The following is a 17,911-nucleotide window of genomic DNA, read 5'->3' on the forward strand; positions in this document are numbered from 1 at the left end:
CCGCGCAAGGCGCGTGACCGTCACCGCTTCACGCCGTCCGTGGCCGAACCCGCCCAACGGATCGGAGGCGACGCAGATGTGCAAGGTTCTCAACAAGCGAGTGAATGGCGTCCCAGCCGGCGCCGTCTATATCGGCCGCGGCAGCAAATGGGGCAATCCGTTCCGGATCGGCCCTGACGGCGATCGGGCCATCGTCATCGCGAAGCACGAACGCTGGCTGGCGGATCAGCACAATCTGCTGCGCGCGCTCGACGAGCTGCGCGGCCGCGACCTCGTTTGCTTCTGCGCGCCGCTTCCCTGCCACGGCGACCTCCTACATCGATTGGCGATCGCGACCCGCGACGAGCGGATCGCGTGGTGGCGCGCCGTGAAGGCGGCGGCGTGATGAGAGGGAGAGGGCGGCCGGAACGGGTTTGAGCCGGTGCGGTCCGAGAGAGCGCCGGCCGGCTCGCCCGTTCCCGCTCTCCCGAGGCCCCCTTCATGAACGACCTTTCTCCGATCGCGGCCGACCAGGCCGCGCAGCCGTCGTCTGTCCATCGTCCCGACGCCCCCTGTTCGATCATCGCCGCCGCCCAGCAGCTCCTCCCACATCTCGAGCGCGGCCAGCGCGTCGATGCCGCGATCCTTCGTACCGCCATGGAAGCGGCTTTCGGCGCCTCCGACGCCTCGGGCGTCTGGGACTGGAAGACGGCCTATGACGCCTGCGAGGCCGGGACCGTCCTCTTCCTCCGCAAATACGGAAAGGCGCTGTTCCGTAAAGCCGACTCTCCGGCATCCCGGCTTTCCGCCTTGACCAAGATCGCCGGCCTTCTCCCCACCCACACCCGCCGCTCCGCCGAGAGCGAGGCTTTCCAGCAATTCTCAACGCCGACCCCGCTCGGCTACGCCGCTCTGACCGCAGCCGCCATCGGGCCTGCGGACCGCGTGTTGGAGCCTTCGGCCGGAACCGGCCTCCTCGCCATCCTGGCCGAGATCGCCGGTGGCGCGCTCGTGCTGAACGAGCTGGCCGAGACCCGGTCGGCGCTGCTCACCTCTCTCTTTCCGGCCGTCTCCGTCGCACGCTTCGATGCCGCCCAGATCGACGATCACCTCGATCCCAGCGCGGTCCCGAGCGTCGTGTTGATGAACCCGCCCTTCTCAGCGATGGCGAACGTCGCCGGCCGCATGGCCGACACCGCCTATCGCCACATCGCTTCGGCACTCGCGCGTCTCGCCGACGGCGGGCGGCTGGTGGCGATCACCGGCGCGAGCTTCGGGCCGGACACCCCGGCCTGGCGCGACGCCTTCGTCCGGCTGCAGGAGCGCGGCCGCATCGTGTTCACTGCCGCGATCGATGGTGCGGTCTACGCCAAGCACGGCACCACGATCGACACGCGGCTGATCGTCATCGACAAGGCGCCCGCCGAGAACCCGGGGGCGCTGCCGGAATCGCGGGGCATTGCGCCCGACGTTGCGACCTTGTTGGGTTGGATTGCGGAGCATGTCCCGCCGCGTTTGGCACCCGCGCCGAGTCTCGCCATTCCCGTCTCGGCCGCCGCCGCACCGCGGACCGTGCGCGGCTATCTCGCGCGCGCCGCTGCGGCGGGGTCGGCAAAGCTTTCCGTCGCCGATCCAGAGGCGGTCGATCTCGCCTATGAGACGATCGACTGGACGCCGCCCCAAGGCACGCGTCTCAGCGATGCGATCTACGAGGAATACCGGCTTCAATCGATCCGGATTCCGGGCGCCGAGGCGCACCCGACCAAGCTGGTGCAGTCCGCCGCCATGGCCTCGGTCGCGCCGCCGAAGCCGAGCTATCGGCCGCGTCTGCCGATCAATCTCGTCTGCGACGCGCTCCTTTCCGACGCCCAGCTCGAGACGGTGATCTATGCCGGCGAGGCGCATGGCGATTATCTCGCCGGCGCCTGGACCGTGGACGAGACCTTCGATCTCGTCACCGCCGCCCGCGACGATGCGCCGAACGCCGTCCGCTTTCGCCGGGGCTTCATGCTCGGCGACGGCACCGGCGCCGGCAAGGGCCGCCAGTCGGCCGGCATTATCCTGGACAACTGGCTGAAGGGTCGGCGCAAGGCGGTCTGGATCTCGAAGTCCGACAAGCTGCTCGAGGACGCCCAGCGCGACTGGTCGGCCCTCGGCATGGAGCGCCTGCTCATCACCCCGCTCTCGCGCTTCCCCCAGGGCAAACCGATCCGGCTGTCCGAAGGCGTCCTATTTTTAACCTACGCTACGCTGCGGTCCGACGACCGCGGTGAGAAGCTTTCGCGCGTCCGCCAGATCGTCGAATGGTTGGGCTCCGATTTCGATGGAGTGATCATTTTCGACGAGAGCCACGCCATGCAGAACGCCGGTGGCGGCAAGGGAGAGCGGGGCGATGTTGCGGCCTCGCAGCAGGGCCGTGCGGGCTTGCGCCTGCAGCACGCCCTGCCGGACGCGCGCGTCGTCTATGTCTCGGCAACCGGCGCGACGACCGTCCACAATCTCGCCTACGCCCAGCGGCTCGGCCTCTGGGGCGGCGAGGATTTCCCCTTCGCCACACGCGCCGAGTTCGTCGAGGCGATCGAGGATGGCGGTGTCGCCGCCATGGAGGTGCTGGCCCGCGATCTCCGGTCGCTCGGGCTCTACACCGCCCGATCGCTCTCCTATGACGGCGTCGAATACGAGCTGATCGAGCACCCGCTCACCGACGAGCAGCGGCGCATCTACGACGCCTATGCCGGCGCCTTCGCGATCATCCACAATCACCTCGATGCGGCGATGCAGGCCGCCAACATCACCGGCGAGAGCGGCACGCTGAACGCCCAGGCGAAGTCGGCCGCCCGCTCGGCTTTCGAGAGCGCCAAGCAGCGCTTCTTCGGCCATCTGCTGACCTCGATGAAGACGCCGACCCTGATCCGCAGGATCGATCAGGACCTCGCCGACGGCCATGCCGCCGTGATCCAGATCGTCTCGACCGGCGAGGCCCTGATGGAGCGCCGGCTCGCCGAGATTCCGACCGAGGAATGGAACGACATCCGCGTCGACATCACGCCGCGCGAGTATGTTCTAGACTACCTCGCTCATTCCTTCCCGGTGCAACTCTACGAGCCGTTCACCGACAGCGAGGGCAACCTCTCGTCCCGGCCCGTCTTTCGGGACGGCCAACCCGTCGAGAGCCGCGAAGCCATCGCCCGCCGCAATGAGCTGATCGAGCGCCTGGCTTCGCTGCCGCCCGTTCCCGGCGCGCTCGACCAGATCGTCCAGCGCTTCGGCACGGACCTCGTCGCCGAAGTGACCGGACGCTCGCGCCGCGTGGTGCGCAAGGGTGACCGCCTTGTCGTGGAGAACCGCGCGGCCTCCGCCAACCTCGCCGAGACCGCCGCCTTCATGGACGACCTGAAGCGCATCCTGGTGTTCTCGGAGGCGGGCGGGACGGGCCGCAGTTACCACGCCGAACTGTCGGCACGGAACCGTCGGCTGCGCGTCCACTATCTGCTCGAACCCGGCTGGAAGGCCGACGCGGCGATCCAGGGCCTCGGGCGGACCAACCGCACCAACCAGGCGCAGCCGCCGCTCTTTCGCCCGATCGCCACCGACGTGAAGGCCGAGAAGCGCTTCCTCTCGACCATCGCCCGTCGGCTGGACACGCTGGGCGCGATCACGCGCGGCCAGCGCCAGACCGGCGGCCAGGGACTCTTCAGACCCGAAGACAATCTAGAATCGCACTACGCCCGTGACGCGCTGCGCCAGCTCTACATGCTGCTGGTGCGCGGCAAGATCGAAGACTGCTCGCTCCAGATGTTCGAGGCCGCCACGGGCCTGAAGCTGATGGATGCCAACGGCATCAAGGATGAGCTGCCGCCAATCACCACCTTCCTCAACCGCCTGCTGGCGCTGACCATCGATCTTCAGGGCGTGCTGTTCACGGCTTTCGAGCAGTTGCTGAACGCTAAGATCGAGGGCGCCATCGCCAGCGGCGTCTATGACGTCGGGCTGGAGACGCTGCGGGCCGAGAGCTTTGTCATCACCGATCGCCGCGCGATCTACACCCATCCCGCCACGGGCGCGGAGACCCGGCTGCTCACCATCACCGAGCGCCGGCGCAATCGTCCGGTGACGCTCGATGAGGCGCTGGACCATCTCACCGATCCTCGCTCCATGCTGCTCGTCAACGAGCGCTCGGGCCGCGCCGCCGTGCAGATCCCCGCGCCGAGCTTCATGCTCGACGATGGCGAGATCGAACGCCGCGTGCGGCTGATCCGGCCGATGGAGCACCATCATGCGTCGCTGAAGATGATGGACGAGAGCCACTGGCAGGCGGCGGAGCGCGAGGCCTTCGCCACCGCATGGGCTCGCGAAGTCGCCGAGGTCCCCGAGTTCGCCGACAGTACGATCCATATCGTCGCCGGGCTGTTGCTGCCGATCTGGAAGCGCCTGCCGAACGAGTCGACGCGCGTGTATCGCCTCCAGACCGACACCGGTGAGCGCATCATCGGCCGCAGGGTCTCGCCCGCTTGGGCGGCGAACGCGTCCGTGACCGGGACCATCGCCCTGACGCCGGATGCCGCCTTCACGGCGCTGATGGAAGGCCGCACCGTTCTCGACCTCGCCGAAGGCCTGCAGCTCTACCGCGCGCGCGTCATGGGCGCTCACCGCGTCGAGCTGTCGGGCTTCACCGACACGATGCGCGACCGCCTGCGCGCCTACGGCCTCTTCAGCGAGATCATCTCGTGGAAGCTGCGCATGTTCGTGCCGACCGACGCCACTGGCGCCGGCGTGCTGGCGAAAGTCCTCGACCACTATCCGGTCGGGCGCATCGGCGAGCGGGAGGCCGCGTGATGGCACGCCACGACGCGGCCGAATTGGCGCACCGTCTCGCGCGCGACGCCGAGGCGGTGTGCCGCCGCTACCTCTCCGCCGGCCGCCGCGAAGGCGGCTACTGGCTCGTGGGCGACGTGCGCAATACGCCGGGCCGCTCGATGTTCGTTCGGCTCAAGGAGTCGCCGAAAGGGCCGGCCGGCAAATGGGCCGACGCCGCGACCGGCGAGCATGGCGATCTGCTCGACGTGATCCGGGAAAGCTGCGGCCTGGTCGACTTCAAGGACGTTGCCGATGAGGCACGTTCATTCCTCAGCCTGCCGCACCCGGAGCCTGAGCCGGATCGTCCCCGATCGCGAACGCCCAGCGCTCCAACCGGATCGCCGGAGGCGGCACGGCGACTGTTCGCCATGTCGCAGCCCATCGAACGCACTCTCGTAGAAGCGTATCTCCGTAATCGCGGCATTACGTTTTTGCACGGAACCGGAAGCCTGCGTTTCCACCCGCGCTGTTACTATCGGCCGGACGAGCACAGCCCGACCGAGACCTGGCCGGCGATGATCGCCGCCGTCGCCGATCTTTCCGGCCATCTGACCGGCGCGCATCGCACTTGGCTCGACCCCGGCGGCTTCACCGAGGCGACACTCGGCAAGGCGCCGATCGACACGCCGCGACGGGCGATGGGCGATCTTCTCGGTCACGCCGTTCGATTTGGCGTGGCCGGCGAGGTCATGGCGGCCGGCGAAGGTATCGAGACGATACTGTCGCTCCGATGCGTCCTGCCAACCATGCCGATGGTCGCAGCCCTCTCGGCGGCGCATCTTTCCGCCATCCTGTTCCCGGACATGCTGCGCCGACTCTACATCGCCCGCGACGATGATCCGGCCGGCGATGGCGCGATGGCGACATTGGTTGACCGGGCGCAGGAGGTCGGGATCGAGGCGATCGTGATCTCGCCACGGCTCGGCGACTTCAACGAGGATCTCCGCCTGCTCGGGATCGACGCGCTTCGAGCGGCCAGCCGGGTGCAGATCGCGGCACAGGACGTCGCCCGCTTCATGGAGCAGGCGGCATAGCCGGAATGGGGATGGGGCGCGCGCAGCGGCGTCGCCGATGCATCGGTGCTCATGCTTTCCCCCAGCGCCGGAGAGGACCACGCCCACGGCCTTCTGAGAGGGCGATCGGGCGGCAAACGGCCCGGACCGGCAACCTTGTGGGCCGACTATTTTCCGTCGGCGGCAGAGCCGCCTTTACATCGCGAGACAAAATAGTCGGCACCCTTCGGTCCTCCGCCGAGGCTCCGGCCCTTCGCTGCGCTGCGGGTGCAGGTCCGTTCCGCCCGCCGCCTTCGTCGCCATGAAGGCCGCGATGGGCGCGGCCGATCCGACAAGGAAAGCCGCGATGACCACCGACCACAACGACGACTTCGAGCCGCACCACAGCTCGTCCCCGACCGACCAGGTCCTCCATGAACTCCAGCTCTATGGCTACCGTCCCTTCAACGACGAGCCCGATCCCAGGCCGCTTCCAGAAGCGAACATCCTCGCCGGCAGCATCTCCGACATCTTCGACGCCCTCGTGGCGGCGCTTGCTGACACTCGCCTCGAACCCGACCTCGAGGACCTGCTCTGGTCGACGGTGAACGTCTTCCATCGCGCCATCGAACGGATCGAACGCGAACTCGACGACAACGAGCTGGCCCAGCAGCGCGCGCAACGGGAACAGGACGGCAGCGAGGTCAAGTCCGTCGAGCTGGAACGACTGACGGCCGAGGGCCAGACGCTGATCGAACGCCGCAACGCGTTCGAGCTGATCCGCGATCAAGCGGCCGACCAATTCGAGCACCACACCCATTCGGCCTGGCGGCCGCGCAACGGGTCGAAGGTCAACCACCGCAACCTGACCTCGGCGATGATCGACAGCCGCGATTTCCTGGCGGCGAAGAAGCGCGCCGACAACCAGGTGCTCCTGCCCGCGGGACCGAAAGTGGCATTAACCGGCGGGCTCGACTTCAACGATCACCGCCTGGTCTGGGCCAAACTTGACCAGGTCCACGCCAAGCACCCCGACATGGTGCTGCTGCATGGCGGCTCGCCGAAGGGCGCCGAGCTGATCGCAGCCAAATGGGCCGACAACCGCAAGGTCCCGCAGATCGCCTTCAAGCCGGACTGGACGAAGCACGCCAAGGCCGCGCCGTTCAAGCGCAACGACGCCATGCTCGAAGTGCTGCCGATCGGGGTGATGCACTTCCCCGGCACCGGCATCCAGGACAACCTCGCCGACAAGGCCAAGAAGTTCGGCATCCCGGTCTGGAAGTTTGGCGGCGCGTGAGCGCTGCCTTCTCTTCGTCCGCAATGACGTCAACCCGGAAAAGCGGATCGGCGGCTTTCCGCAAAGCCGCCTTTCAGTCCGGTTCACCTGTCACGGCGATCCGGGCCGCACGAGCATAGTGCGCCAACTCCGTATCATTCTCGATCAGGCCGTCGAGCAGCTCCTTCATATCGCTCTGATCGGACGCCGATTGAAACGGCCCCGGCTGCCGCTCGATCGCCAGTACCGCAATGGCGAGCGCCTTCTTCACCAGGTGCAGGTCGCGTCCCGTGAATTCCGCCATGCCGCATGCCTCAACCATCATGTCGACTCGTAAGCACACCTTAGCCGATCGGCCAGCGCACCGTGAGGACAACGAGGTTCCACGCATTGTCCGCGACGGCCTTTGAGTGGCGGCTCCTGCCGGCGGGCGCCACCCCGCGTCTATCAGCGCTGATCCTTGGTCCGGCCGAGGACCTGACGCCATCAACCCGTAAAGGGTCGGCTTACGCGAAGCGTGCCGCCGCTGCGTCTTCGCCTTCGCGGTGATTGCGGCCCTCGGCCGAACACATCGGGCGCCTGTCGCGCGGGGATGGTCCCCGCCTCAGCACAGGAGCCGGATCAATGTCTCAAGCCCTCGCATTCGCTAACGGCTGGAACCTCGCCATCACTCTCATGGTCTGCGTCGTCGTCTTTCATGCTGACGCTGGCAACTTCGGCGTCATGCTGGCCGCCGAATATGACGGCGATCCCGCCGCCGTCATCCACGAATTCGACCCCTTCCAACCATGAAGGTGCCAACCGCCACGCACGCTGAACGTCAGAGCGCCAGTGGGATTCCCACTCCCGCTGGCGCCTGTTTGCGGCTATACTCATGCTCGCGCCGTGGTGGTGGTGGAAGGCGCGACCGTCAGACCTTTATCTCACGGAGTACACCGCCATGATCATCTTCGGACCACTCCTCGTCATCGTCGGCATCGGCTTTATCTGCTGGCTGCTGTTCACCCTCGCTGTATTTGCGTTGCCGTTTTTCGCCGGTCTGACGATCGGCATCTGGGCCTTTCACACCGGCGCCGGCGTGCTTGGAGGCATCGCCGTGGGTCTAGTGGCGGGCGGCGTAACCTTTGGCCTGGGCCAGCTCGCGCTCGCCGTTGTGCCCTGGGCATGGGCTCGGCTCCTGATCATCTTCCTCTATGTCGCGCCCGCCACCGTCGCCGGCTACAGCGCCACGTATGGGATCGCCCATATGGCGATGCCTTCACCCACCTGGCAGACGATCTTCGCCGTCATCGGCGCGGTCGCCGTCAGCGTCACGGCGTTCGTCCGCTTCACCGGAATGGCCGCGCCCGGACCAGCCGGACAGGGCTTAGCGCGGGGCTGACATCATCACGTCGACGGCCGTCGGGGTGGGGCCAGATCACGCATTCCGTATGCTCGCGATCCTCGTCGTCGAACGCGGAGTGAGGGCCGACTGGCGTCGAAGCTCACCCGATCATCGCAGAGTACCGGGCGTCGTGGCGGGTTGTTGAGGCGACATGGCCGAGGTGGCGACGTCTTTCGGATATGGCCAACGAAGCGCGTGACGGGGCGTGCAGCCGGAGCTTGGTCTCCGAAGCAGGAGATCCGTTGGTGGCCAGGACGGGGCCCGGATTACCGTCGAATTCACTGGCCAGCCTCCGCGGTGACTCGAAAGTCGCCAAGTTCCCCTTGATGTCAGCTCTGTCAGGCCGAGCGCACCGAACGGCCTCTTCGATGGATGGATCTGGCCGAAGGCCGGCTAAAGCCTCGACCGCCTATGGCGCAACAGCGGCGTCAAAACTTTCTTCCCCTGCCGGCTGCGCCGTCATTCCTCGCGAGACAAGAAAGCCCCTCCTTTGCTGTCGAGCCCCTTCGGGGTGCGCCGTCGATCGCCTCCGGCCCTTCGATCACCATCGAGGCCGCAATGGTGCGGGCTCGGAAACAGAGATCAAGGAGAACTACCATGGCGACCATCGGCACCTTCAAGAAGACCGGTTCGAACGAATTCACCGGCGAAATCGTCACCCTCTCGGTCCAGGCCAAGAACGTCCGGATCGTCCCCGAAACCACCCGCTCCGGCGACAACAGCCCCAGCCACCGCGTCTATGTCGGCCGGGTCGAAATCGGCGCCGCCTGGGCCAAGCGCTCCAACGAGGGCCGCGACTATCTGGGCCTCAAGCTCGACGATCCGAGCTTCACCGCCCCGATCTTCGCCAACCTGTTCGACGACGAAGAGGGCGAGGGCTACAGCCTGATCTGGTCCCGCCCCAACGGTCGCCGGAGCGACTGACCCCGCCTCCAATGCCCCGTCCGTCTGGTCCGGGCGGGGCATCGCTTCGATTTTGCGAGAGTTCCTCGACCGCCGTCGGCCCAGGTCGAACCCAGAGGCGCACGGCGCGGAGACGCTATTCTTGAGGCTCAGCCGAGACCGCCGAGTCGCCCTTTCGATGAGGACCTCGCACCAACTCGGCCGCCTCCGCCTCCAGCGCTTCGGCTACCTGACCCAGCACCGTGACGCTCGCCGACACGTCGGCGCGCTCGATCGCGCCAATGTACCGGGCGCTCAACCCAGCCCGTTCGGCCAACTCTTCTTGCGTCATTCCTTTCGCATGACGCAACCGACGCAGATTGATCGCCACGACCTCCTTGAGATCCATGGCAACGATGGAGCCGATATCGGAATCATCGTTCCAGGAACGATCGTTCCGATTCGTCCGAGGGTTATGCTATTCATCTCTGGTCCCGAGCGCTCCTGCACCGTCAACTTGAGCAACGTGATGCGCCATAAGCATCGCGGCGCTGGCTTAATCAGGCGCGAAGTCTGTTAAAATTTGGGGTAAATGAATCCCTACTCCATTGCTTTGATCTCGACGGGGGAAAGATCGCAATGACCGAGGCGCCTTTCTATGACCGGCCGCCGCTTACCGACCGCGTGAACGCCTATGACGAGCAGCATCTGGCGATATACCTTCGGTTGTTGATGGCCGAGGAAGAGGGCGCCGATTGGCGAGAGGTCGTGCTGGTGCTCTTTGGGCTCGATCCAGCGCAAGAGCCCTGCCGCGCCAAAATCGTCCATGAGAGCCACCTGGCGCGCGCCCGCTGGATGACCGAAACCGGCTATCAGCACCTGCTCGATCCACGGGTGCAGTGAGCCGCCACACGTCTGTTGTACGGGTTGTCGTCGCACGCGATGCAATCATAGGGTCTAGCGCAAAGGCCGCGTTTCCGGATCGTCTGAAGCTCCCCGAATAGGGGAGCAAGACGAGAGGAAACGCCATGCCCACAGAGTATTGGCGCTCGCCGGAGACGATCGATCACTTGAATCGCCTCGAACGTCCCGGCTTCGCCGTCGAATTCCTGCGTCGCAACGCCGAATACCGGCGCGACTTCGCCCGAATCCAGCGCCAGATCGCGCGCGATCATGTCGATGCGGAGTCCGCTCGAGCGGATTTCGCCCGACGATGGGGGTTGCGGTTTCGCCCACGACCCAAGCATTCCGGTCGGCTCCGAACCCGTCACCTGGCTGCCAGAGCTATCGCCCGGCACGCTGCTGCTCGATGCAGCGCCGAGCGGGTTCGCCCCTGTGGCCCTCGACCCATCCCAACTCGGCTCCATTGTCGCTGACCGAACCGATGACGAGGGCCGGGAGGTAGTCATCGTCGATGGGTCGGGCGAGCTCCACATCCGGCTCAGCAGCGATCTGGCCGCTCGGCGCCCCATGATTCTCCTGCCTATCGGCGTCGTATCGGTCGATCTTCGGCTCGACGTCGCATCGCGCTTCATACGCCGGCTGAGCGGCCAAACCATCGGCCTTCTCCCCCAGGCTCTGCGACTGACGACGCAACGCAAGCGCCGTCTCGTTCAGCTTCTCCATGCCTTCGACATTCACGACATGGGCGGTGGCCCTCGCGACGTTGCGGAAAAGATCCTGCGCTCGGAACAGGCCCAACTTCCATCGGTCGAGTGGAAAGACTCTCACGCCCGGCGCTCGGCCAACCGTCTGATCCACGACTCGATTGCACTCGTCGAACGCGGCTATCTCAAATTTCTGCGCGGCGGCTGATCAGCCACACACCGGCCTTCAGCGCGCACTTCCCCCTCCATTCATCCCCGCCTTGCCCGTGACGAATTGGACAATCGTCCGCTCATTGCCGCGTGAAGGGGGACACAACCTTCCGAAAATCTTCGTCCACCCCCAACGCCTGATCCCTCCGCCACCGTGACCTCGACGTGCCGCGACTTGGCCGCGGCGCTTCGAGGCAAGACGGAGGCTTCCTATGCTCGACAGGTCCGCGCAGCTCGCTACGCGCTACGTCCGCACTCACGAGGCCGCGCGCATGCTCGGCATCTCGCCGCGCACGCTCGAAAAATACCGCTGCCATGGCAGCGGCCCAACCTTCCGCAAGCTCGGCGGCCGCGTCGTCTATGCCATCGGCGATCTCGAGGCCTGGGCCGACCAGGCGGCCTGTCGCTCGACGTCGGATCCTCGCTACGTCGAGGCCCGCGCCGCCGGCCACGCACACCGCTGAAGCGACGACCGCCCATGTCGCGCCGCCTCATCACAGCCAGCGAGCGAAGCAAGCTCGACCCGTTCGTTGTCGCGACGGGCGACGCCAGTCCGCGCGACCAGCGCGACTTGATGGAGCGGCCGTTCTTCTCTCTCGCGAAGTCCAGGCGCACCACTCCGATCCACTACGAGGCAGGCGATGTGCGCGTCGAGGTCTATGCCGTGCCGGAGCATGGCATGGCGACCATTTGGGACGCCGACGTGCTGATCTGGGCGGCGAGCCAGATCGTCGAGGCCGAGAACCTCGGCTTCAAGACCTCGCGTTTCCTCCGCTTCACCCCCTACCAGCTCCTGACCGCGATTGGTCGGCAGACAGGGGCCCGCGACTATAAGCTCCTGAAGGGCGCGCTCGCCCGCCTGCAATCGACCGTCATCCGCACGACCATCCGGGGCGGCGAACATTGGCGGCGTCACCAGTTCTCCTGGATCAACGAGTGGGAGGAATGCACGACGCGCGACGGCCGCGTTGAGGGCATGGAGTTCGTGCTCCCCGACTGGTTCTACCGCGGCGTCATCGACCGCTCGCTCGTCCTCGCGATCGACCCGGCCTACTTCCGCCTCACCGGCGGGATCGAGCGCTGGCTCTATCGCGTCGCCCGCAAGCACGCCGGCCGCCAGCCCAAGGGCTGGCTGTTCGAGATCGCGCATCTCCACGAGAAGTCCGGAAGCTTGGTGCGCGTCTCGGATTTCGCGCTCCAGATCCGGCGCATCGCCGCACGCCAGCCGCTGCCCGGCTATCGCCTGCGCATCGAGTGGCAGGGCCGCCGCGAGCTGCTCCGAATCCTGCCGGCCCACTTATCCACAGTCCCTGTGGATGGCGCTGTGGAAACGCTCGGGACTTCGCGCGCAAACGGTATCGGGATTCCGCACGCAGCCCTATCGGGACTTCGCACGCACGAACCGCAGCTAACGCTTTGGCCGGACACGGCGATTCCGGGCCTTAACTTAGAGTCTAACTCAGAATCTAACTCTTGTAGTTGGCCGGCGCGATCTGCGGATAATCGCACCGCCGCCGTTACGCCGCCCCCCGAACATGCAGCTCGGCAACCGTCATTGCCCTTCGATCGCAAGCCGGGAGGGAAGCGATGATTGTCGCCCTGCTCAATCAGAAGGGCGGCGTCGGCAAGACCACGCTCGCGCTCCACCTCGCCGGCGAATTCGCGCTGCACGGCAAGCGCGTCACCCTGATCGACGCCGACCCCCAAGGCTCGGCGCTCGATTGGTCGCAGCAGCGGGCGCGGGAGAACGTCTCTCGGCTCTTCGGCGTGGTGGGTCTCGCGCGCGACACGCTCCATCGGGAAGCCCCGGAGATTGCACGCACCGCGGATCACGTCGTCATCGACGGACCGCCGCGTGTCGCGGGGCTGATGCGCTCGGCGCTCCTTGCCGCCGACCTCGTGCTGATCCCCGTGCAGCCGTCGCCCTTCGACGGCTGGGCCTCGGCCGAGATGCTGGGCCTGCTTCGCGAGGCGCGCATCTATCGCCCCCAGCTCGCTGCGCGCTTCGTCTTGAACCGCTGCGGCGCGCGCACGGTCATCGCCCGCGAAACGGCCGAGACGCTCGCCGATCACGACCCGCCGGTGCTGGCCAGCACGGTCGGCCAGCGTGTCGTCTTTGCCGACGCCGCCCAATCGGGCCGCCTCGTCTTCGAGCTGGCCGAGCAGAGTGCCGCGGCGCGCGAGATCGCAGCGCTCGCCGCTGAAGTCGCGAGGATCGCGCCATGAGCGCGGGTGGCGCCCGACGCGGCTTCGCCGCCCGGCCCGGCGACGCCGAGAGCTGGATCAAGGCGCCCGACGCCTCAAGCCGTCGCGGCGACGAGCCCTCCGCCTTCACCGCGCGCCTGACGATCGACGTCACGCCAGCGCTGCGCGGTCGCATCAAGGTCGCCGCGTTCCAGCGCGGGATCACCGTCGCCGACATGCTGCGCGACCTCTTCGCGCGCGAATTCCCCGCCGATCCCGGAGAGTCCTCATGAACGACAACGAGCCGTCGCCGCCGCGTGTCGTGCCGCCATCGCATCGGCGCACCGTCGCACTCACCCATGTCGAACTGACCTGGATCGAGAAGAAGATCGAGCACTGGCTACGCTTCGGCCGGCGCGCCGAGGAGAAGATCCTCGATCGCCGCCGCAGCATCTCGAGCTTCAAGCCAGGCAGCATTTTCGCGTTCGTGCGCTGGGCGTCGAACGACTTCGGCACCGTCATCTCGCGCATGGACATCGTGCGCGCGGTCGAGCCTGGCGCACGTCTCCAGACGCTGCCTTTCGTGCGCCCTGGCGGCGAGATCCTGCTGCGAGTCGATAGCTGGCCCAAGGTCGAGCGCGTGCTGCAGGCGATCGACGCCGTCGAGACACTCGACATCGATCCCGCCGACGCCGCGCCGGAATACTGGCGCCACCTCCACAACCGTCTCGCCGCCGGCCATGAAGCGCGCCCTTACACGCGCGATCAGCATGCCGCTTGGCTCAAGCGCCGGAGCGTCACGCTATGACCCGCTTCGGCTACGTCATGACGACGTATTTCGCCATGCTCGTCTTCATCGGCTTGGCTTTCGTCCATCCGGCGCCGCGCCTGATCTGGAATGCCACGGCGAGCACGCCGACCGGGCTTTATGCGCTCCGCCCGGCCGGACAGCTCCATGCGCTCGAGCTGGTCGCCGTGCGCGCGCCCGAACCGATCGCCAGCTACCTGGCCGATGGCGGCTTTCTGCCCAAGGGCGTGCCGCTGCTGAAACATGTGATGGCGCTGCCTGGGCAGACGGTGTGCCGCGCGGGCGATGCCGTCACCGTCGATCACATCGCCGTCGGCGCGGCGCGTGAGCGCGACCATCTCGGCCGTCCGCTGCCGCGTTGGAGCGGCTGCCACACGCTCAGCCCCAGCGAAGTCTTCCTCATGAACCCGACTGTCCCGGACAGCCTGGACGGACGCTATTTCGGTCCACTTCCCACCACCGCGATCGTCGCCCGCGCGGTCCCGCTGTGGACCGACGAGGCCGGTGACGGCCGCTTCGTGTGGCGCGCCGCCACCGATTGACCCGCTTCTTAGGCCCGCCAACAACGGAGGTTTCCCATGGCGCAGATTGGTCAGTTCACCCGCGACAAGTCTGGCTTCACCGGGCGCATCCAGACGCTCTTCTTCTACCGTGACCTCTCCCTCGTTCCGGCCGAATCCTCCGATGCCGAGAACGCGCCGGACTATCGCGTCCATCTCGGCGACGGCGACGGCCCTGAGATCGGCGCGGGCTGGAAGCGCACCGGCGAAAAGGCCGGCGAGTACGTCTCACTCGTCATCGACGATCCCGCACTCGCGCAGCCGATCCGTGCCAACCTCTTCCAGTCGGGCGACGACAAGTCCGCCTGGGTGCTGAACTGGAACCGCCCGCCGAAGCGCGGCGATCGGGGCTGATCGGATGCGGCGCGCGCTTCTTCTGCTCGCCAGCGTGACGGCGCTCGGTATGCCCGCCGTCGCCGTCTACGCCCAGGCAACGCCGATCGCGGTGAGGTCGGCGAGCGATTCCTACGCCGGTCTGATTGCCGAAGCGGCCCAGCGCTTCGCCATCCCTGAGGCGTGGATACGGGCGATCATGCGCATCGAGAGTCGTGGGGATCGCCGTGCCGTCTCGCCCAAGGGCGCGATGGGCCTGATGCAGCTCATGCCCGAAACCTGGGCTGCGCTTCGCGCTCGCTACGGCCTCGGGCGCGACGCGTTCGATGCGCACGACAACATCCTGGCGGGCGCGGCTTTCCTGCGGGAAATGCACGACCGCTACGGATCGCCGGGATTCCTCGCGGCGTATAATGCCGGGCCGGGGCGATACGAAGATTATCGCGACCGGCATCGTCCGCTACCGCCGGAAACCGTCGCTTACGTTGCGGCGCTTGTCCCTTTTGTCGGGGACGGCGCGACCGATGGGCCTGTCCTCGTGGCGGCCTTCGATCCGTCGTCCTGGACACGGGCGCCGCTGTTCATCGTGCGATCGGCAAGCGCTGAACCTGTCAATCGTGCGGCGGCCAAACCGCCGCCGAACGACTCGCCGCCTGCCGTCGCGGTGCGCGACCTGTCGGCCATCGCCCCGCAATCCGATGGGCTGTTCGTCCACGTTTCCGCAGCGGGGCCGAAGCCGTGATCGCGCCGCTCTCCCGTCGAGGTGCCGCTACATCGCCTCGGTCAGCTCGCGCTCTCCCTGTCGGCTCGGCAGCCTCGGATGTCCCTGGGGGCTGCATCGCTGCTCCAGGGCGCGATTTCGCAAACAGGCGCGGCACAGCGTTCTTCCGGGAAGAAGGAAGGGCGGGCAGGGGAGGAGCGCAGAAACCAACCGACCGAGGGCCAGATAAAAGGCCGCAAGGTGCGGCTCTGTCGGTCGGTTGTTTTTGCTTGTGTTTTTCGTCGATCGCGCAACGTGCGGCCCCGGCGCGCAAGGTGCGCGGCGCCGTCAACGCATTGCCCATCCTCTGCTTTTCGCACATTGCTGGGGCCGGCGATGGCTGAGGAGAACGACTTCCAGCCCCGGCCAGGCCGTATCCGCTCTTCGCGCAGTCAGCGGGCCAAGCCCTTCATCGCCCAGGCGCTCGCCGCCGCCCAGCGCGCCGGCGGCGGCGTCTCGCGGCAGGGTCTGCTCAGAAGCTCCAGCCGCTCGACCTTCGGCCGCGGCCGTGTCGCCGCCGTCCGGGCGAACCATCTGCTCACCGGCCGCTCGCGCCTGGTGACGGTCAAGGCGCGCGTCGTCCGCCACACCGCGCGCTCCGCGCCGCTCGGCGCTCATCTCGGCTACCTCCGGCGCGAGGGCGTCACCCGGGACGGGGAGAAGGCGCGGCTGTTCGGCCCCGAAACCGAGGACGCCGACCCCCAGGCCTTCGCCGAGCGGTGCGAGAAGGATCGCCATCACTTCCGCTTCATCGTCTCGCCCGAGGACGCGCCCAAGATAGCCGACCTCAAGGGCTATGCCCGCGAGCTTGTCGGCCAGATGGAGAAGGACCTCGGCACCAAGCTCGATTGGGTCGCCGTCGATCACTGGAACACGCAGCATCCGCACGTCCACATCATCGTGCGCGGCGTCGCCGAGGACGGCCAGGACCTCGTCATCTCCCGCGACTACATCAAGGAGGGCATGCGCGCTCGCGCCCAGGATCTGGTCACGCGGGAGCTGGGGCTGCGTAGCGACCTCGATATCCACCAGGCGCTCGAGCGTCAGGTCGACGCCGAGCGCTGGACCCAGCTCGACCGGCAGCTCATCCGTGACGGCGGCCGACATGGCGTCATCGACGTTGCGCCCTCTCCCGGCCAGGAGCCGGACCCGTTCCATTCAATGAAGGTCGGCCGCCTGCGGCATCTGGAGAGCCTCGGTCTCGCCCATCAGATCGGAGCCGGCCAGTGGACGATGGACGAGGCGGCCGAGACCACGCTCCGTGAACTCGGCGAGCGCGGCGACATCATCAAGCGGATTCATCGGAGCTTGCGAGAACGCGGTATCGAGCGCGCGGCCGGGAGCTATGTGCTCGCCGGCGAGAGCCTCGACGTGCCCGTCGTCGGTCGGCTGGTCGATCGAGGCCTCGACGACGAGTTGAAAGGCACCGCCTATGCCGTCATCGACGGCGTCGACGGCCGCACCCACCACATCAAATTCCCCGACCTCGACGCCACCGGCGACAGCGCGCCCGGCTCGATCGTCGAGCTGAGGAAGTTCGACGACGCGCAAGGGAGTCGCCGCGTCGCGCTCGCCGTGCGGTCGGACCTCGCCATCGAGGATCAGGTGATGGCCAGCGGCGCGACTTGGCTCGACCGCCAAGCGGTCTCGCGTGATCCGGTCGACCTCAGCCAGGCGGGCTTCGGCGCCGAGGTCCGCGACGCGCTGGAGCGGCGGGCCGACCAGCTCATCGAGCAGGGGCTGGCCGAGCGACAGGCGCGGGGTATCACCTTCTCCCAGGGCCTGATCGGCACGCTCCGCCGTCGGGAAGTCGAAGCCCTGGGCGAGCGGCTTGCGGCCGAGACGGGCCAGACCTTCAACCAGGTCGCCTCCGGCGAGTACGTCGCGGGATCATACCGTCAGCGCTTCGCGCTCGCCTCCGGCCGGTTCGCCATGATCGACGACGGCCTCGGCTTTCAGCTCGTGCCCTGGACCCCATCGCTTGAGAAGCAGCTCGGCCGCCACGTCTCCGGTGTCACCCGCGATGATGGCGGCGTCGACTGGGGCTTCGGCCGCAATCGGGGGCTCGGCCTGTGAGCG

Annotated in this window: 20 protein-coding genes and 1 pseudogene; 19 read left to right on the plus strand and 2 right to left on the minus strand. The window is 67.2% G+C overall.

Features of this window, described 5'->3' with window-relative positions:
* Positions 1-76 precede the first annotated feature (76 nt).
* From QO011_RS15795 to QO011_RS15810, 4 genes are all read left to right on the plus strand, one after another.
* Positions 77-385, plus strand: a complete 309-nt coding sequence (locus QO011_RS15795) for a DUF4326 domain-containing protein (RefSeq protein ID WP_307273725.1) — start codon at positions 77-79, stop codon at positions 383-385.
* A gap of 95 nt (positions 386-480) precedes the next feature.
* On the plus strand, positions 481-4,815 hold the full coding sequence (locus QO011_RS15800) for a bifunctional class I SAM-dependent methyltransferase/DEAD/DEAH box helicase (protein ID WP_307273727.1): 4,335 nt from the start codon (positions 481-483) through the stop codon (positions 4,813-4,815).
* A complete protein-coding gene (locus QO011_RS15805; protein WP_307273731.1) occupies positions 4,815-5,870 on the plus strand; it encodes a DUF7146 domain-containing protein in 1,056 nt (351 codons plus the stop codon). Before QO011_RS15800 ends, QO011_RS15805 begins: the two co-directional genes overlap by 1 nt.
* 325 nt (positions 5,871-6,195) lie before the next feature.
* Positions 6,196-7,125 carry a DUF2493 domain-containing protein gene (locus QO011_RS15810; protein WP_307273735.1) on the plus strand — a complete coding sequence of 310 codons (930 nt, stop codon included), beginning with the start codon at positions 6,196-6,198 and terminating at the stop codon, positions 7,123-7,125.
* A gap of 73 nt (positions 7,126-7,198) precedes the next feature.
* Here QO011_RS15810 and QO011_RS15815 read toward each other — a convergent pair whose 3' ends face one another.
* Positions 7,199-7,429 (minus strand): hypothetical protein, encoded by a 231-nt coding sequence (locus QO011_RS15815; RefSeq protein WP_307273739.1) that lies wholly within the window; start codon positions 7,427-7,429, stop codon positions 7,199-7,201.
* 299 nt (positions 7,430-7,728) lie between these two features.
* Between QO011_RS15815 and QO011_RS15820 the strand changes: the two genes are divergently transcribed.
* From QO011_RS15820 to QO011_RS15830, 3 genes are all read left to right on the plus strand, one after another.
* Positions 7,729-7,896 (plus strand): hypothetical protein, encoded by a 168-nt coding sequence (locus tag QO011_RS15820; protein WP_188582851.1) that lies wholly within the window; start codon positions 7,729-7,731, stop codon positions 7,894-7,896.
* A gap of 148 nt (positions 7,897-8,044) precedes the next feature.
* Positions 8,045-8,485: a hypothetical protein gene (locus QO011_RS15825; RefSeq protein ID WP_307273748.1), complete on the plus strand. Its 441-nt coding sequence runs from the start codon at positions 8,045-8,047 to the stop codon at positions 8,483-8,485.
* 600 nt (positions 8,486-9,085) lie between these two features.
* On the plus strand, positions 9,086-9,412 hold the full coding sequence (locus QO011_RS15830; protein ID WP_307273754.1) for a DUF736 domain-containing protein: 327 nt from the start codon (positions 9,086-9,088) through the stop codon (positions 9,410-9,412).
* A 115-nt stretch (positions 9,413-9,527) separates the two neighbouring features.
* Here QO011_RS15830 and QO011_RS15835 read toward each other — a convergent pair whose 3' ends face one another.
* Positions 9,528-9,779: a helix-turn-helix domain-containing protein gene (locus QO011_RS15835; RefSeq protein ID WP_293459872.1), complete on the minus strand. Its 252-nt coding sequence runs from the start codon at positions 9,777-9,779 to the stop codon at positions 9,528-9,530.
* A gap of 230 nt (positions 9,780-10,009) precedes the next feature.
* Between QO011_RS15835 and QO011_RS15840 the strand changes: the two genes are divergently transcribed.
* The 12 genes and pseudogenes from QO011_RS15840 (at position 10,010) to QO011_RS15895 (ending at position 17,908) form a co-directional block, all read left to right on the plus strand.
* On the plus strand, positions 10,010-10,273 hold the full coding sequence (locus tag QO011_RS15840) for a DUF2285 domain-containing protein (RefSeq protein ID WP_307273757.1): 264 nt from the start codon (positions 10,010-10,012) through the stop codon (positions 10,271-10,273).
* Between the two features lie 125 nt (positions 10,274-10,398).
* Positions 10,399-10,542 (plus strand): annotated as a pseudogene (locus tag QO011_RS42650) (transcriptional regulator domain-containing protein); the annotation flags it as partial.
* A 7-nt stretch (positions 10,543-10,549) separates the two neighbouring features.
* Positions 10,550-11,185 (plus strand): DUF2285 domain-containing protein, encoded by a 636-nt coding sequence (locus QO011_RS15850; RefSeq protein WP_503129037.1) that lies wholly within the window; start codon positions 10,550-10,552, stop codon positions 11,183-11,185.
* Positions 11,186-11,399: 214 nt separating this feature from the next.
* A complete protein-coding gene (locus QO011_RS15855; protein ID WP_307273763.1) occupies positions 11,400-11,651 on the plus strand; it encodes a helix-turn-helix transcriptional regulator in 252 nt (83 codons plus the stop codon).
* 14 nt (positions 11,652-11,665) lie between these two features.
* Positions 11,666-12,778: a replication initiator protein A gene (locus QO011_RS15860; protein ID WP_307273764.1), complete on the plus strand. Its 1,113-nt coding sequence runs from the start codon at positions 11,666-11,668 to the stop codon at positions 12,776-12,778.
* Positions 12,775-13,413 carry a ParA family partition ATPase gene (gene parA / locus QO011_RS15865; RefSeq protein WP_307273765.1) on the plus strand — a complete coding sequence of 213 codons (639 nt, stop codon included), beginning with the start codon at positions 12,775-12,777 and terminating at the stop codon, positions 13,411-13,413. The genes QO011_RS15860 and parA overlap by 4 nt, the downstream gene beginning before the upstream one ends.
* A complete protein-coding gene (locus QO011_RS15870) occupies positions 13,410-13,664 on the plus strand; it encodes a hypothetical protein (protein WP_307273768.1) in 255 nt (84 codons plus the stop codon). The genes parA and QO011_RS15870 overlap by 4 nt, the downstream gene beginning before the upstream one ends.
* Positions 13,661-14,179, plus strand: coding sequence for a DUF2840 domain-containing protein (locus QO011_RS15875; RefSeq protein ID WP_293459858.1), 519 nt, complete (start codon positions 13,661-13,663; stop codon positions 14,177-14,179). Before QO011_RS15870 ends, QO011_RS15875 begins: the two co-directional genes overlap by 4 nt.
* Entirely contained in the window at positions 14,176-14,721 is a 546-nt protein-coding gene (locus QO011_RS15880; RefSeq protein ID WP_307273771.1) for a S26 family signal peptidase, read from the plus strand. Before QO011_RS15875 ends, QO011_RS15880 begins: the two co-directional genes overlap by 4 nt.
* Positions 14,722-14,757: 36 nt before the next feature.
* Positions 14,758-15,093, plus strand: a complete 336-nt coding sequence (locus tag QO011_RS15885; RefSeq protein ID WP_307273774.1) for a DUF736 domain-containing protein — start codon at positions 14,758-14,760, stop codon at positions 15,091-15,093.
* A gap of 4 nt (positions 15,094-15,097) precedes the next feature.
* Positions 15,098-15,814: a lytic transglycosylase domain-containing protein gene (locus QO011_RS15890; RefSeq protein WP_307273776.1), complete on the plus strand. Its 717-nt coding sequence runs from the start codon at positions 15,098-15,100 to the stop codon at positions 15,812-15,814.
* Between the two features lie 354 nt (positions 15,815-16,168).
* Positions 16,169-17,908 (plus strand): relaxase/mobilization nuclease domain-containing protein, encoded by a 1,740-nt coding sequence (locus QO011_RS15895; protein WP_307274218.1) that lies wholly within the window; start codon positions 16,169-16,171, stop codon positions 17,906-17,908.
* Positions 17,909-17,911 lie beyond the last annotated feature (3 nt).

The organism is Labrys wisconsinensis, from assembly GCF_030814995.1.
Lineage (GTDB): Bacteria > Pseudomonadota > Alphaproteobacteria > Rhizobiales > Labraceae > Labrys > Labrys wisconsinensis.